The sequence below is a fragment of the Pradoshia sp. Z3_51 genome (genome assembly GCF_058215915.1).
The window spans coordinates 1-15994 of sequence record NZ_JBZAJC010000012.1 but is presented as its reverse complement, the minus strand read 5'-3'; the positions used below and the strand labels follow the sequence as shown (position 1 = coordinate 15994).

At 37.5% G+C, this 15994-nt stretch carries 12 protein-coding genes and 2 riboswitches; of the genes, 11 read left to right on the top strand and 1 reads right to left on the bottom strand.

Annotation, left to right across the window (positions count from 1 at the left end; translation table 11 throughout):
* Nucleotides 1-67: 67 nt before the first annotated feature.
* The 9 genes from AC4BHA_RS16185 (at nt 68) to AC4BHA_RS16145 (ending at nt 10180) form a co-directional block, all read left to right on the top strand.
* Nucleotides 68-238 carry a hypothetical protein gene (locus tag AC4BHA_RS16185; RefSeq protein WP_175354328.1) on the top strand — a complete coding sequence of 57 codons (171 nt, stop codon included), beginning with the start codon at nt 68-70 and terminating at the stop codon, nt 236-238.
* Between the two features lie 302 nt (nt 239-540).
* Complete coding sequence (locus AC4BHA_RS16180; protein WP_066110019.1) at nt 541-1473, top strand: AAA family ATPase; 933 nt, start codon at nt 541-543, stop codon at nt 1471-1473.
* A 2-nt stretch (nt 1474-1475) separates the two neighbouring features.
* Complete coding sequence (locus AC4BHA_RS16175) at nt 1476-2714, top strand: DUF58 domain-containing protein (protein WP_066109816.1); 1239 nt, start codon at nt 1476-1478, stop codon at nt 2712-2714.
* Complete coding sequence (locus AC4BHA_RS16170) at nt 2711-4942, top strand: DUF4129 domain-containing transglutaminase family protein (RefSeq protein WP_490553746.1); 2232 nt, start codon at nt 2711-2713, stop codon at nt 4940-4942. The genes AC4BHA_RS16175 and AC4BHA_RS16170 overlap by 4 nt, the downstream gene beginning before the upstream one ends.
* Nucleotides 4943-4977: 35 nt before the next feature.
* Nucleotides 4978-5080, top strand: a riboswitch (purine riboswitch).
* Between the two features lie 209 nt (nt 5081-5289).
* A complete protein-coding gene (guaA, locus tag AC4BHA_RS16165; protein WP_148631306.1) occupies nt 5290-6843 on the top strand; it encodes a glutamine-hydrolyzing GMP synthase in 1554 nt (517 codons plus the stop codon).
* Nucleotides 6844-7348: 505 nt separating this feature from the next.
* Complete coding sequence (locus AC4BHA_RS16160; protein WP_140462281.1) at nt 7349-8020, top strand: methyltransferase family protein; 672 nt, start codon at nt 7349-7351, stop codon at nt 8018-8020.
* Nucleotides 8021-8084: 64 nt separating this feature from the next.
* Nucleotides 8085-8969 (top strand): proline iminopeptidase, encoded by an 885-nt coding sequence (gene pepI, locus AC4BHA_RS16155; protein WP_066109808.1) that lies wholly within the window; start codon nt 8085-8087, stop codon nt 8967-8969.
* 325 nt (nt 8970-9294) lie between these two features.
* Complete coding sequence (locus tag AC4BHA_RS16150) at nt 9295-9621, top strand: PadR family transcriptional regulator (RefSeq protein WP_066109805.1); 327 nt, start codon at nt 9295-9297, stop codon at nt 9619-9621.
* A complete protein-coding gene (locus AC4BHA_RS16145) occupies nt 9608-10180 on the top strand; it encodes a DUF2812 domain-containing protein (protein ID WP_077248197.1) in 573 nt (190 codons plus the stop codon). Before AC4BHA_RS16150 ends, AC4BHA_RS16145 begins: the two co-directional genes overlap by 14 nt.
* A 177-nt stretch (nt 10181-10357) precedes the next feature.
* Here AC4BHA_RS16145 and AC4BHA_RS16140 read toward each other — a convergent pair whose 3' ends face one another.
* Entirely contained in the window at nt 10358-10651 is a 294-nt protein-coding gene (locus AC4BHA_RS16140) for a hypothetical protein (protein ID WP_066109798.1), read from the bottom strand.
* 476 nt (nt 10652-11127) lie between these two features.
* Nucleotides 11128-11229: riboswitch (purine riboswitch) on the top strand.
* Nucleotides 11230-11340: 111 nt separating this feature from the next.
* Between AC4BHA_RS16140 and AC4BHA_RS16135 the strand changes: the two genes are divergently transcribed.
* Both AC4BHA_RS16135 and ptsG read left to right on the top strand, forming a co-directional pair.
* Nucleotides 11341-12678, top strand: a complete 1338-nt coding sequence (locus AC4BHA_RS16135; RefSeq protein WP_066109795.1) for an NCS2 family permease — start codon at nt 11341-11343, stop codon at nt 12676-12678.
* Nucleotides 12679-12901: 223 nt separating this feature from the next.
* A complete protein-coding gene (ptsG, locus tag AC4BHA_RS16130; RefSeq protein ID WP_066109793.1) occupies nt 12902-14968 on the top strand; it encodes a glucose-specific PTS transporter subunit IIBC in 2067 nt (688 codons plus the stop codon).
* Nucleotides 14969-15994 lie beyond the last annotated feature (1026 nt).

The following is a 15994-nucleotide window of genomic DNA, read 5'->3' as shown; positions in this document are numbered from 1 at the left end:
TAATAAGCTATCGTTCTTTAAATATAGGAAAATAAAAAAGATCCTCTCCATATATACGAAGGAGAATATGTACCAAAACTTGATCGCTTCAAAATCGACATTCGGAGACCAGTGGGATTCAATTAAAGCAGATTTGAACAGCGTTCATAATAGAGAACTATATCAAGATTTGTTGGAGCTCTACTATGAGCGGGATAGGGAACTGGTTCTGCAAGCTAAAGAAATGTTGCGGAATTAGTCTGTTAATCGTTTTTATGTTTAAAAATCAAGATGTTATTTGGTAGGTTTACATTCAAGAGACTTCATAAAACATAACTTGAGTAGAAACCCATCAGTAGTAAAACTAAAGCTTATCTTTATTAAAAGGGGGGGAAAATCTCTCCTTTTTTTATTTTGGGTCTTATTTCGCTCTTTCTTGAATGATTAAACCCCTTTTCTACAAAATATTTACAATAAAGTTATTGACTGTTAATACAGAATATTATAACAATAAGGTTATAAGTAGAGGGGGAATATGGCGTGAATGAAAAACTAAATCCTATGATAGATAAGATTATCCAAAATATAGAGAAAGTGATTATCGGTAAAAGAGAGGTTGCTAAGTTAAGCATTACAGCCCTTTTGGCAAAAGGACATGTATTGCTTGAGGATGTACCCGGTGTTGGGAAGACTATGTTAGTTAAGTCTATTGCCAAATCAATTCAGGCTGATTATAAGCGTATTCAGTTTACACCGGATTTATTGCCATCTGATGTAACCGGTATTTCCATCTATAATCCGAAAGAGCATGAATTTATCTTTCGTCCCGGGCCTATTATGGGGAATATCATATTGGCTGATGAAATCAATCGAACATCTCCCAAAACACAGTCATCCTTGCTGGAAGCAATGGAGGAACATAGAGTTACCGTTGATGGCGTGACACACAAATTGGCCAATCCATTCTTTGTTATGGCCACCCAAAACCCAATTGAATATGAAGGTACCTATTCTTTACCAGAAGCGCAGCTGGACCGATTTTTACTTAAAATGAAAATGGGTTATCCGGAGATGGCTGATGAATTGGCGATTTTGACAAATGCAAAAATGCTTGCTTCTGTTGAAGATTTAAATCCTGTAATTACTGTTGATGAAATGGTGAAGCTGCAGGAGGAAATCCAATCTGTATATGTGGATGATATGATTGCGCGGTATATTGTAGAACTGGCTGTGAAAACGAGGAACGATAATCGAGTTTATTTAGGCGTAAGCCCACGTGGAACGGTTGCTCTTATGAAGGCTTCGCAGGCTTGGGCTTTTATGCATAATCGTGATTACTGTATACCAGATGATGTACAATTTCTACTTCCATATGTATTTAATCATCGTATGATCGTGAAGGCTGAATCGGTTTATGATGGATTCAATGCTCAAGTTATTCTCGATGAAATTTTAGCAAGGACGCCTGTACCGGTACAAAGGCAAGTGAATTAAAAATGAAATTTATAAGAATGACGTTAAATAAATGGGAAAAGTGGTGGAAATTTGTCATTCTCCTGCTTTTACTAATTATGACGTTCACATATGCCATGTTCCAGGGAGGGTTTGTCAGCTGGTTCCTTTTTTATAGTTTTCTTCCGTTCGCCTTGTATGCTCTAATGATTTTTGTCTATCCATTAAGTGATTTTACAGTAGAGCGGGTCTTAGGTGATCAGGAATTAACGGCCGGTGACCCAGTAGTTATGAAAATTATTATTAAAAGGAATATGCCGGTTCCGATTGCCTACCTGCTCATTCATGAACTATTACCGGAAAGGCTGGAAATCCTACTCGGAAGGGAAAAAATCAGTTCTATCGTTTTTCCGGGATTCAGAAAAAGAATAGAATTGTCCTATAACATTAAGAGTATGCCAAGAGGAGAGCATACCTTTAATAAGCTTGAAATAAGAACAGGAGATATTCTCGGGTTAATTGAGAAGAGTAGAATGATAGATTCCGATAAAAAAATCCTTGTACTTCCTGCAACGGTTCCTTTGCCATTAAGACAGGTTCTCGGTGATTATGAACAAGGCAAGCGCACAAATTCCTATAAAATCAGAAATGAAACAGCGATGGTTTCTGGTATTCGAGATTATGCTCCGGGTGATCGTATGACCGTCATTGACTGGAAATCAAGTGCAAGGGGCGTCGGGCTCAAAACTAAAAACTTTGAAGAAAAACACAGCAGTGACTTCTTTCTTTTAATAAATTGTGAGAGTGACCACTCTGTTTTTGAAGAAATGGTGACCTTTAGTGCATCAATCGCTGAAATTGGTTTGACTAAGGGGATGAAATTGGGTCTCTGGGCTGGTGGAGGTGGACTGGATAACCTATTAGAAGTAAAGGAAGGAAAAGGATATGTTCATAAAGCCTTGAATTTTATGGCTAAAATAAAAGCTTCGCCAAAAATTGATGTAAGTTCCCCAAGATTTTATACACCTCAGACAAGATTTATACCGCCAAATGCATCTCTTATTGTTGTTACTTCTGTTTTACATTTACCATTCGTAAAAGCATATACCAACCTTGCTGGAGGAATCCATTCCTTGTATATTCTATTTTTCTGTGAATCTTCCCATGTACTCAATAAGGCTGAACAAGAGGCCTATACCTTTGGAATAAATCATGGAGCGAAAATGTCTATTATTCGAAATCGAGAGGATTGGGGAGTTTTTGAAGAGAGGGGCGGCAGATGAAAATGAAAACGAATAACCTGCATCCCGGTATACGTCTTCTGTTATTCCTGTTTGCTTTTATTATGCTAATAGAGTGGATGAGACCAGTTGGAGAAGTGACAAACACAAGCCAAATTAAGTATTTTATTATTTTTGCAGCCGTTTCATTGGTGATGTATGCATTCAGAGTGTCCTGGAAAATCATGACTCCTGCTTTATCCGTTTATATAGGTATGAGTCTTTATCTGATTTTTTATCGTCCTGAATTCTATTTGACAGAAGACAGTTGGATACGCGCTTTCTTCATCGATATAAAAGAGGGATTGTTCTCTGTATTTTCAACGGATTGGCAAGGGTTAAGTCCTGAATTCAGAACGTTTCTTTTCTTCATTTTAATATGGATGTTTACCTATTTAATTCATTATTGGGTACAAGTGAAACAGCGATTGTTCCTGTTTTTGTTTATGACATTTATCTATGTAACAGTTCTAGATACCTTTACAACCTATGATAGTAATCAAGCGATTGTACGAGTAGTCGTTATTGGATTTGCAATCCTTGGCATGCTCGCGTTAGTACGTTTGCTAATTGGGGAGAACATCCATTATACCAATCGAACTGCTATCCGTTGGCTTATTCCTTTATCCAGCATGATTGTATTTGCGGTAGTCATTGGTTTCTTTGCTCCAAAGCCACAGGCAATATGGCCTGATCCTATTTCCTTTATTAAATCAACCTCAGAGAAATTTGGATCTACTCAAAAAAGGATAGGGTATGACAAGGATGACAGCAAATTAGGTGGCGATTTTGTTGGCGATGATGGGGTAGTGTTTAGGGCTTCCTCATCTGTCCGTACGTATTGGAAAATTGAAAATAAAAATGTTTATACGGGCAAAGGATGGGAAACTGGTGCAGATTATGGTATGGGTCAAACGATATTAGAATCAGAACCAACTATGCTATACGATTACAGGGGGGGAAATACGAATACAGTGTCAACGGCAGAACTGGAATTTGAGATAGACCATGGCCATATTCCTTATCCAAGCCCCATGGCTATCGAGCAAATTTATAACCTGAATCCTGAGGATGAGTCAGTTTTTTCTAGTGTATTGTATTCAGGTGACTCTTCTGAGATTACTCCGATATATGAGGAGGATACGAATAAAAACGAATTAAAAAAGGTGGGCATGCAATTTAGAAGCCCAACCTATTATCTGGATGTACTCCAACAGGATGAAATAAATGATTTGTATGAAATGGAAATGGATTCACTAATAAGCCAATCGCTAGGTCTTCCTGATTATGTTCCGGAGCGTGTCTCAAGCTTAGCAATAGAGCTTGCAGAAAAGACAGGATCCAACAGTATGTACGATCAAGTCAAAGCGATTGAGGATTATTTAAAAGGTGAACAATTTACTTATAGTAAAGAAGATGTTCCTTATCCTGAGGAAAGCCAGGATTATGTAGATCAATTTTTATTTGAAACACAAATAGGATACTGTGATAACTTTTCAAGTGCCATGGTTGTATTGGTTCGCTCACTCGGAATCCCGGCGCGTTGGGTAAAGGGATATACGGCAGGTGATTTAGTTTATGATCAGCAGTTGGGCGAGTCTCGCTACGTGATCACGAATAATAATGCACACTCCTGGCCTGAAGTTTATTTTCCCAGCGTAGGATGGGTTCCTTTTGAACCAACGAAGGGCTTTAGTTCTGAAGTACGGTTTACAGCTTCTCAGGAGGTCAGCAATGATCAGGAGGAAACGCAGGTTACCCCAGAAACGAATCAACCAGAAAACAAGGAGCCAGAAAAGCCGGTCGAAACAAAGGATACAGCTTCCCAGTTTACGTTTGGAACAATCAAAGATAAAGTAGCGGAACATTGGAAGAAAGCTCTAGTGGTGATTTTGGTATTAGGTGGAGCGGCTGTTTTGTTATATAGAATCAGAGGAAAATGGATGCCGCACATTTGGGTGTTTTATTATAAGAGGCTTATGAAAAAGCCGAATTATTCAAATGCCTATATGCAATTGCTTAGAGAATTAAATCGGTATGGAATAAAAAGAAAGCCTGGACAGACCCTGAGAGAGTATGCGATTTACGTGGATCGTTTCTTCGGATCATCAGATATGAATAGGCTAACGCATGCATATGAAAAACACATTTATTCTGGAGAAAAAATTGAAATGGATTGGCGAAATTTTCAAGAACAATGGGAGAAGATGATTTTAAGAACTATTGCTTGACCACACTTTTCTCTCAAGTTACAATTATGGCGGTTAATAAAAAGCAATCTACCCTTCATATAATTTCGAAAATAAGGTTCGGAAGTTCCTACCAAATCACCGGAAAATGATTTGACTATGGAGGAATTATATAAATGTTAACTAGAACTCTGAATTGTAAATAGGGATTCTAGTTTTTCTTTATTCGAATGAATAATCCTAAATTGTGGAATAGCTAGTACATAAAGGATAAGGATTCTAATAGGTTGATACCTGGTATTTCTTTATAAGCATATGGGGAAGAGAGATAAATATCTCTTTGGATGAAGTTGCTCAATTAACCGAAAATATCAGACGAGGTGAAAGTGATGATAGAAACAACTGATCTCCCGATTCAAGAAATGATTGTCGTTCTTGATTTTGGAAGTCAATATAATCAATTAATCACAAGGAGAATTCGTGAATTTGGAGTTTACAGTGAACTTCATCCCCATACAATTACGGTGGAAGAAATTCAGAAGCTAAATCCAAAGGGGATTATTTTCTCCGGCGGACCAAACAGCGTATATGATGCTACAGCTTTTACATGTGATGAGCGGATTTTTGATATGGGCATTCCAGTTATGGGAATTTGCTATGGTATGCAGCTAATGACTCAGCATTTTGGCGGAAAAGTGGAACGTGCAAGCAAACGCGAATATGGAAAAGCCGAAATTAAGCTGAACCATGAAAGTTTATTATTTAATGGGCTCCCTACTGAACAAACGGTATGGATGAGTCATGGTGACCATGTTGTTACAGCTCCTGAGGGCTTCCAAGTTGATGCGACGAATCCATCATGCCCAATCGCGGCAATGAGTGATCATAGCCGTCAATTATATGCTGTTCAATTCCATCCAGAAGTAAGACATTCTGTATATGGTAACGACCTATTGAAAAACTTCGTATTTGGAGCATGTAAATGTAAAGGCGATTGGTCCATGGCTAATTTCATTGAAATGGAAATGGATAAAATCCGCAAAACAGTTGGAGACAAACAAGTACTATGTGCATTGAGCGGCGGAGTAGACTCCTCAGTTGTAGCGGTATTGATTCATAAAGCCATCGGGGATCAATTGACATGTATCTTCGTGGATCACGGTTTACTTAGAAAAGGTGAAGCGGAAGGTGTCATGAAAACATTCAGTGAAGGCTTCAATATGAATGTAATTAAAGTAGATGCCAAAGAGCGATTCATGAAGAAATTAGCTGGAGTAAGTGACCCAGAGCAAAAACGTAAGATCATTGGAAATGAATTTATTTACGTATTTGATGATGAAGCGACCAAGCTCGAAGGAATTGACTATCTCGCTCAAGGTACGCTTTATACTGATATTATTGAAAGTGGAACGGCTACTGCGCAAACCATTAAATCTCACCATAATGTAGGTGGATTACCGGAAGATATGCAATTCCAACTTATCGAGCCTTTAAATACACTCTTCAAGGATGAAGTGCGTGCACTTGGTTCAGAACTGGGTATTCCGGATGAGATCGTTTGGAGACAGCCTTTCCCAGGACCAGGTCTGGGAATCCGTGTATTGGGAGAAATAACGGAAGACAAACTGGAAATCGTAAGGGAATCAGACGCGATTCTTCGTGAAGAAATTAAAAATGCCGGTCTAGATCGTGATATTTGGCAATACTTCACCGTCCTTCCGGATATTCGCAGTGTAGGTGTGATGGGAGATGCCCGCACATATGATTACACAATAGGAATCCGTGCGGTAACATCTATTGACGGTATGACATCTGACTGGGCAAGAATCCCATGGGATGTACTTGAAAAAATATCTGTGCGAATTGTCAATGAAGTAAATCATATTAACCGTGTTGTGTATGACATCACGTCCAAGCCACCTGCGACGATTGAGTGGGAATAGAATTGGAAATCGATAGAACCATTGAAAACACTGAGTTTTTGAAGTGGTTTTAGGCTGGGCTGATTGATAGAAAATTGATAGCAGATATATAAACGAGACGAAAAGGTCTATCTGAATAAATCATTTCAGGTAGACCTTTTTTTCGTGGTTTCTAAAAAGATATTCAAAAACAATGAAAATAGGTTGCCCGAATACACTTTCCATTACGAGATCTTATCAGAGCTCCTCGTAAACATGAGCTTTTAGCTCTTGCAACCGGAGCCCGTGTAGAACCACGAAGCAGAAAAAATTACCTATCGATTTGCACATCTGTTTCCAGGTAGAAAAAGCAATTATAAGTGTTCGAGAAAAAGATAATGAAGCTATGAGCGATTTTGAGAGAAAGCAGGAAAGTGAAATGAGTTGGTAGATTGTGGGGATTATATTAAAATAACTTTGAATAGTCGTTACAATGTATGCAATAGTTTCCACTGAAGAGGTAAATTAGAATTGTGGGAGAGTTATTATGACAACAAAATTATTCATTCAAGCACTAACTAAATTTTTATTGGGGGTTGTTTTAGTTGGTCTATTGATATTCTTACCTGCGGGTACTTTATTATTTGCGTATGGTTGGTTATTTATGGGGATTTTATTTGTGCCAATGTTCCTTGCAGGAATTGTGATGATGTTCAAAAACCCAGAACTGTTAAAAAAGCGACTCAATGTAAAAGAGAAGCAAGATGAACAATGTCTTGTGGTAAAGCTTAGCGGACTTATGTTTTTAGCAGGTTTTATTGTTGCGGGATTAGGTTTTCGTTTTGATTGGTACACCTTACCAAAGAGTGTTGTAATTTGTGCTGCGGTGGTATTTCTTGTAGCATATATTCTTTATGCAGAGGTACTCAGGGAGAATACATATCTTAGTCGTACTATTGAGGTACAGGAAAATCAGAAAGTTATCGATACGGGGCTATACGGTATTGTCAGACATCCAATGTATAGTGTGACATTACTTTTGTTTTTGTCGATGCCGATTGTGTTAGGTTCAATATATTCGTTTTTTATTTTTCTTGTATATCCCTTTATAATTGCCAAAAGGATTAAAAATGAAGAAAAACTTCTTGAAAAAGAACTCGATGGTTATCGTGAGTATAAGCAAAAAGTCAAATATCGCTTGATACCGTTTATTTGGTAATAGTAAAGCAAATTCCATTTTGTGAAGGATCAATTATTGGATATATAACACTAGGAGGATATCTATGAAAATTACTGAAGGATTTATGCCATATTTAGATTTTAAAACGTATTACCGCATCGTTGGAGAAAATACCGGTAATAAAAAACCACTCATTTTACTTCATGGCGGACCAGGCTCCACTCACAACTATTTTGAAGTACTCGATCAATTTGTTGAGGAAGATGGACGCCAATTAATTATGTACGATCAAATCGGTTGTGGGGAATCTTATGTAGAAAATCGCCCTAACCTCTGGAACGCAGAAGTTTGGACAGAAGAACTCATTGCACTTCGCAAGCACCTTGGCTTAGAAGAATGCCATCTTCTGGGTCAATCATGGGGAGGCATGCTTCTTTTGAATTATGTTTGCAATTACAAACCAAACGGAATCAAAAGCATCATCCTTTCTAGCACTCTTCCAGCTTCTTGGATGTGGGGAGAAGAACAGCAACGTATGATTAAATTCATGCCAAAAGATATGCAAGAAGCCATTGCCATTGCAACAAGCACTGGTAACTACGATGCCCCAGCCTATTTGGCGGCAGAAGAAGAATACATGATTCGCCACGCTGGAGGACCTGTCACAGAAGATTCACCAGAATGTATGAAGCGTCCTAGAAAAATAGGAAATGAAGCATATGTAGTCGGTTGGGGACCAAATGAATTTACTCCACTCGGCACATTAAAAGATTATGATGTTACAGCGCAACTAAAAGACATTCAAGAGCCAGCACTTGTAATTAATGGAGGTAGTGATCTTTGCACTCCTTACATCGCAAAATATATGTATGACCATATTCCAAACTCTCGTTGGGAACTCTTCCGCGACTGCAGACATTCATGTTTCGTAGAAGACACAGAAAAATACATCGCTCTTTTAAAGGAATGGCTCAATGCAAACGAATAAAACTTTCAGGTTATAAGTGAGATAGATTCTATTTTTCATTTTTAGTTCTGTAGTTATAGCCACAACGTTGGATGGAGCAGAGTTGATTTGTATTTTCATCAGCTTGCCCGCATATAAGAATAAAAATAAAATGTGACTCTCTTTTTTACCTGAGATTTGGGTGGGAAAGGGGATCTTTTTTTATGTCAAAAATAAGTCTAAAGGGATAATTAAAACCAACCACTTTTGGTAAGAGATGGTTGATGAATATATTGTAGTGCGATATACTTTATGTATCGAACCACGATATAGTAGATGTGAAATAGAGCTATAAATTGGAGGAAGTATGGAAGAGCGGATTAAAAGAATTTACATACCTATGACAGAAACAGGGTTTTATATACTATTTTGCATGCAGGAAGAAATGCATGGTTACAACATTGCTAAAAAGGTGAAGGAAATGACAGGCGGCGAGATAATAATCAGTCCGGGAACTATGTATGGGAGCCTGTCAAAAATGGAGAAAGACGGGTTAATTATGTTTGTTCGTGAAGAAAATAAAAGGAAGTTCTATATGATCACTGAACTAGGCAAGCAAATTCTTAATATTGAAATAAGGCGTATTGAGAGACTATATCAAAATAGTAGAGGAGGGTTATATGATGGAAAATGATATGAAAAGAGAATTTCGCTGGTTTATGTTAACAGATTACGAGAAAGAAGAGACATTTTTGCGTGAGATGCATAATAAAGGGTATAAATTGGTGAAAGTTAAACTGCCAGGGTTTTATTATTTTGAATTATGTGAGCCAGAAGATGTAGTCTACAAATTGGATTTCAATCCGCAGACATCAGAAGACAAGCAAAGTTATTTGCAGATGTATGCAGATTATGGCTGGGAATATATGCAGGATATAAATGAATACAGCTATTTTAGAAAATCAGCAGGTAACACAGATGAAGGAGATACAAATATTTTCAGTGATGATCAATCAAAACTGGACATGCTAAAGCGGATTTTTATGAAAAAATTAGTACCTCTTCTGGGGATTTTTCTATTATTTATAGTTTGTTCGGCCATGAGTATCGCTTTAGGCGGGATTGAGAGTTCATGGAATAGGGGATTTATTATATTTTGGTCTATTTTGTTTTTAATATATTTGGTGATTTTTGTGTATTGCGGAAGAGGATTTTATAAACTGAGAAAGAATTACTCACATAGGGTAGAGTAGCCTGTAGTATAGGTGGAAGGCGACCTATCTTTATTTTTCCTATTTTGTATAAGTCCTTGTTTTGATTGACCGAGCATATAGGGCTTTTTGTTAATTCTTCCAAGGTCGAAAAGTCCTTATTCCATTATGAAGTAGGTTATAAATCCAAAATAAGAGGATAGCCAACTGGTTATCCCCTTATTTTTTGTATGGTTTGATATTTTGTTCTCTGAAATCTTCTATTTTTCTTGGTACGTTTGTGACACCGCTAAAGTTGTTGTAAAAATCCTCCCAATCTTTACCCTCTAAACGATAATATCGTTCCATTGTATCTATATACAGAAACAACGCCTGTTCAGCAATAATATCAGGGATTTCATATTCTACAGGCTGTTTGGTATCTAATCTTTTACATAATAAATTTTGTAGATTCTTTGCATACTCTAATTGTTCTTTATCTATTTTCACATTTATAAAATTTTGGGTATCCATAGTTATTTCCTCAGTTTATCAAAATCTTTGGTGAATATGTCAGTGTATTCAAAGTGCGTCCATTTCTTAATTCACATTTAGTAAAGTATAAAACCAGTATTTCTGCATTAATATCATAGAGTTGAAAGGCTAGCTTGGTGAATATGCTAATCTGAATATTCAAATACCATTATGATTATACTTTAATATCTGCTGAATTCAACAACAATATTTAGGCTTCTGGTTGTAATATATACCAAATGTGTAGGCTTTAATGGTTACTTACAACATAATCTATAAAATGGAAAGGATGTTATTTGTGTAGATCATGAATGGAAATGAGTATAAATCCTGAAAGGTATGGTAATGTTTCTAGGACTGACTACACCAATCTAGCATCAGGAGTAAATGCGAACAAATCCTTCTCAACCTCTAGATAATGTTCGCTTTATTATTGACCAAGTATCATTCTCTTGATACAATACAAAAGACCTAATAATTTAATAAATATATAAATTCGTATAATCATGGGAATATGGCCCATAAGTTTCTACCGAGCTACCGTTAATAGCTTGACTACGGATATGAATGATACTGCCTATTTATAGGTTATTCTTTGTATTTGAGTCAGCCTCGAACGGATTCGTTCGAGGTTTTTTGGTTATCCGGAACTTATACGAAAGCGTATGAAAAGAAGGAGAGGAAGTAGGTTGAAAAAGTACTTTCAGTTTGACGAACTTGGCACCAATTACAAACGAGAGATTATTGGCGGGATTACAACTTTTCTGGCAATGGCGTATATTTTAGTTGTTAATCCATTGCAATTATCTTTGGCAGATGTACCAGACCTTCCGGATTCAATGAGAATGGATCATGGTGCTGTATTCGTTGCTACTGCACTTGCTGCTGCAGTTGGTTCAATTTTTATGGGGCTAATTGCAAAGTATCCGATTGCGCTTGCTCCGGGTATGGGGCTGAATGCTTTCTTCGCTTATACAGTAATTCTAACGTTTGGTATTCCTTGGCAAACAGCTTTAGCAGGCGTTTTAGCTTCCGGTTTTATTTTTGCTATATTAACGTTGACTGGATTAAGAGAGACCATTATTAATGCGATTCCTGCAGAATTAAAATATGCTGTTGGTGCAGGTATTGGGTTGTTTATTACCTTTGTTGGTATGAAAAATGCAGGAATTATCGTCAATAATGATGCTACTCTTATTGGAATCGGTGATTTCACGGATGGAAATACATTATTGGCAATCGTAGGCTTATTAATTACAGTTATCTTTTTAGTTAAAGGCGTTAAAGGTGGCATTTTCTATGGAATGATTATTACTGCCATCATTGGGATGTTAGCAAACCTTATTGAGATTCCTGACAGTATATTCGGTGCAATTCCAAGTGTGGCTCCTACTTTTGGTGTTGCGATTGAACCGTATTTCAATCCAATTCAATCAGATTTATTCACTATCCAATTTCTGGTTGTTGTGCTGACATTCTTATTTATCGATTTTTTCGATACAGCCGGTACACTAATGGCGGTTGCCAACCAGGCAGGATTAACCAAAGATAATAAATTGCCAAGAGCAGGCAAGGCTTTATTTGCAGACTCCCTGGCAACGATGACAGGGGCATTGTTTGGGACATCTACAACGACATCATACATTGAATCAACAGCAGGTGTCGCAGCAGGGGCTAGAACTGGATTCGCAGCAGTTGTAACTGGACTGTTGTTCCTATTATCACTATTCTTATATCCGCTTTTATCTGTTATTACATCACCGGTTACAGCACCGGCCTTGATTATTGTCGGGGTGTTAATGTGCTCCTCACTCGGTGATATCAATTGGTCAAAATTAGAAATTGCAGTGCCTGCATTTCTTACAATCATCATGATGCCATTATCCGGAAGCATTGCGGCTGGGATTGCCTGTGGATTTATCTTCTATCCAATTACGATGATTGTGGCTGGACGTATTAAAGAGATCCACCCAATCATGTATGGAATGTTTGTTATATTTGTTTGTTACTTTATTTTCCTTTCATAAATATGTTCTCTAAAGGCTGCCGGCTGAGTTCGGCAGCTATTTTTTTATGGATAGGAAACATGTTTGCAATCCCATCTTTGGATAGGGCCTCCATAATATTCATGTTTTCTTGGTATTTGAGTGCCTTTTGGGCATATTAACAAGTAATTATTCAGATTGGTTATGGATAGCAGAAAATAATCAGTCGCTTTTATTTTGTTAATAAGTCTAAGGAGGACGTACTATGTTCAAGAAAGTATTCGGTGTCCTGCAGAAAATTGGGAAAGCTTTAATGCTTCCCGTCGCTATATTACCTGCGGCTGGGATTCTTTTAGCTCTTGGAAATGCCATTCATAATCCGAATCTGTTGGACCTAATGCCATTTTTAGATGCTGGGTGGATTCAAAAGGTTGCAACTGTGATGGAGGATTCTGGTCAAATTGTCTTTAGCAATCTTTCATTATTATTTGCGGTAGGTGTAGCAGTTGGACTTGCTGGAGGGGAAGGGGTCGCCGGCCTGGCTGCTATCATTGGTTATCTAATTATGAATGTGACCATGGGGGTTGTTTTGAATGTGACGGCTGACATGGCTGCCAATGATCCATCCTATGCTAATGTTTTAGGCATTAACACTTTGCAAACCGGAGTATTTGGGGGGATTATTGTTGGACTGCTGGCAGCTTATATGTATAATCGGTTTTTCCGAATTGAGTTACCCTCCTATTTAGGCTTTTTCGCGGGTAAGCGATTTGTCCCTATTATTACAGCTGCTTCCGCATTGATTCTAGGTCTATTAATGACACTGATATGGCCGCCAATTCAACACGGATTAAATACATTATCTCAAAATATGATAGATACAAACTTAACATTAGCGGCATTTATATTTGGGGTGATTGAACGATCGCTTATTCCATTTGGTCTTCATCACATATTCTATTCACCATTTTGGTATGAATTTGGACAGTACACAAATAAAGCTGGAGAAATTGTTCGTGGTGATCAGGCAATCTTTTTTGCGCAGATTAAAGATGGGGTTAAATTGACAGCAGGTACTTTTATGACAGGGAAATATCCGTTTATGATGTTTGGATTACCTGCAGCTGCTTTGGCCATTTATCACGAAGCGAAGCCTGAGAAAAAAACATTGGTAGCCGGGATCATGGGATCAGCAGCCCTAACTTCCTTCTTAACAGGTATTACAGAACCAATGGAATTTTCGTTTTTGTTCGTTGCGCCTGTTCTTTTTGGAATCCATGCTATTTTTGCAGGTCTCTCCTTTATGACTATGCAACTGTTGAACGTCAAAATAGGGATGACCTTTTCCGGTGGAGTTATAGATTTTATTTTATTTGGGATAGTACCAAATCGAACAGCCTGGTGGCTTGTTATTCCGGTCGGCTTGGTAATCGCAGTCATTTATTATTTCGGTTTCAGATTTGCAATCCGTACTTGGAATCTTCGAACGCCGGGAAGGGAAGATGAAGATGATGAAAGTGCTCAGGGTAAGGGTGGTTCAGTCGATGAGCTTCCGTATGATATTCTTGAGGCAATGGGGAAAAAAGAAAATATAGCACATTTAGATGCTTGTATTACCCGTTTGCGTGTTGAGGTTAACGATATTGCGAAAGTTGATAAAGATAAACTGAAAGCACTCGGAGCTGCTGGTGTGCTAGAGGTGGGGAACAATATTCAGGCAATCTTTGGCCCGCGTTCCGAAACGATTAAATCTCAGATGAAGGATATAATGGCAGGGAATAAGCCGCGTCCTACCAAAGCAGCCTCAGATAATGTTGAAGCTGAGATACAACAACAAATAGAAGAGGTAAATCCGGATGCGTTAAAAACAGATTTCTCAAAGGGAGAATTCGCTGCACCACTTGAGGGTCAGTTGATTCCGATTTCGGAGGTTCCTGACCAAGTGTTCGCTGAGAAAATGATGGGTGATGGATTTGCGATGATCCCAAGTGAAGGAATCGTTGCTTCTCCGGTTGATGGAGAGATTATAAGTATTTTCCCGACTAAACATGCTCTTGCTATAAAATCTGACAGTGGTCATGAACTATTAATTCATGTTGGCATTGATACGGTAAAGTTGAATGGTAAAGGATTTGAAACAAAGGTTAAAGATGGCGATAAGATTACGCAGGGCCAGATATTAATGGAATTTGATTTAAATTTCATTAAGTCAAATGCGACATCCATTATTACACCGATTGTTTTTACAAACCTGCTGGCAGGAGAAGGAATTAAGTTGGTTAAACAAGGCAAAGTAAAATTAGGAGAAGTACACATAGTTGATATCATGTAAATAATAACTCGCAACTCTATCTATACTGGAAAGGGTTGCGAGCTTTTCATTAATATATATGAAAGAAAAGAATGTTTAATAAGAGATGTTCTTTTGAGGACTCTTAATATTTTCTCATAGTATCTTGGAGTTGGTAACGAAATTCAACAATCTCCGACGCTTATTATGAGAACGTTCAACCTGAAATGAATATATTCTAGGTTTGGCGAAGACGGTAGTTATTGGTGCAAAGAATCAGCAGCAAATTGGAGAATTAGTCCTTAGGAATTAAGAAAACGGTATTGTTAAACGACGATATGGGTGACTTGTTTCAATTATTGCGTACCAGATCAAGCTTTCTCTGGAAGAACAACGGGAGCCTATTTTTGCAATAGCTTCTATAGATTAAGTATTTGCTTCGCTGTTGAATGGCAAATAATTAAGGTATTCCCGATTGTATGCTGTTAGACAATGGGATAAATCTTGATTCACGTAGGGAGCGTTAAGTTGAAACTTAGCGATCAAGGTTAGAAGTTATTATATAGAAGGAAAAGCGTATATGAAGGAGTCATCTTTGAATATAGATGAGAACTGATGGTATTCGACAATAGTATTAATATACTATAAAAATTAATAACAAAATCGTCTTGTTGTTAATCTAGCACAATGAAATTGAATGTCTGAGTATTTTTATTTTAATTTAATGGTTGACGTATGCTTTAATAGCGTGCTACTATAAGTAAGCACCAGACAGGAACGAAACAATATCAAAAAAATGTTGACTTTCGAAAATGTAGGTGCTATGATAATAAAGTTGCTTTTGCAACGCGAACCAAATGAAAGATTGTTAGTTAAATACATTAAAAGAAACGCTTGACAACAACAAGTTATCTTGATATAATGTAAGAGTCGCTAACACGACAGATTGTTCTTTGAAAACTAAACAAAACGAAACGCCAAGCAAGTCTAAAAAAAAGAGATTTTTAAAATCTCGTCAATTTGCTTTAAAATTTAGCTAGATCAAACATCTTTCGGAGAGTTTGATCC

Coding starts and splice junctions, on each gene's coding strand:
- AC4BHA_RS16185 (WP_175354328.1), top strand. CDS start 68: ATGTACCAAAACTTGATCGCTTCAAAATCGACATTCGGAGACCAGTGG.
- AC4BHA_RS16180 (WP_066110019.1), top strand. CDS start 541: ATGATAGATAAGATTATCCAAAATATAGAGAAAGTGATTATCGGTAAA.
- AC4BHA_RS16175 (WP_066109816.1), top strand. CDS start 1,476: ATGAAATTTATAAGAATGACGTTAAATAAATGGGAAAAGTGGTGGAAA.
- AC4BHA_RS16170 (WP_490553746.1), top strand. CDS start 2,711: ATGAAAATGAAAACGAATAACCTGCATCCCGGTATACGTCTTCTGTTA.
- guaA (WP_148631306.1), top strand. CDS start 5,290: ATGATAGAAACAACTGATCTCCCGATTCAAGAAATGATTGTCGTTCTT.
- AC4BHA_RS16160 (WP_140462281.1), top strand. CDS start 7,349: ATGACAACAAAATTATTCATTCAAGCACTAACTAAATTTTTATTGGGG.
- pepI (WP_066109808.1), top strand. CDS start 8,085: ATGAAAATTACTGAAGGATTTATGCCATATTTAGATTTTAAAACGTAT.
- AC4BHA_RS16150 (WP_066109805.1), top strand. CDS start 9,295: ATGGAAGAGCGGATTAAAAGAATTTACATACCTATGACAGAAACAGGG.
- AC4BHA_RS16145 (WP_077248197.1), top strand. CDS start 9,608: ATGATGGAAAATGATATGAAAAGAGAATTTCGCTGGTTTATGTTAACA.
- AC4BHA_RS16140 (WP_066109798.1), bottom strand. CDS start 10,651: ATGGATACCCAAAATTTTATAAATGTGAAAATAGATAAAGAACAATTA.
- ptsG (WP_066109793.1), top strand. CDS start 12,902: ATGTTCAAGAAAGTATTCGGTGTCCTGCAGAAAATTGGGAAAGCTTTA.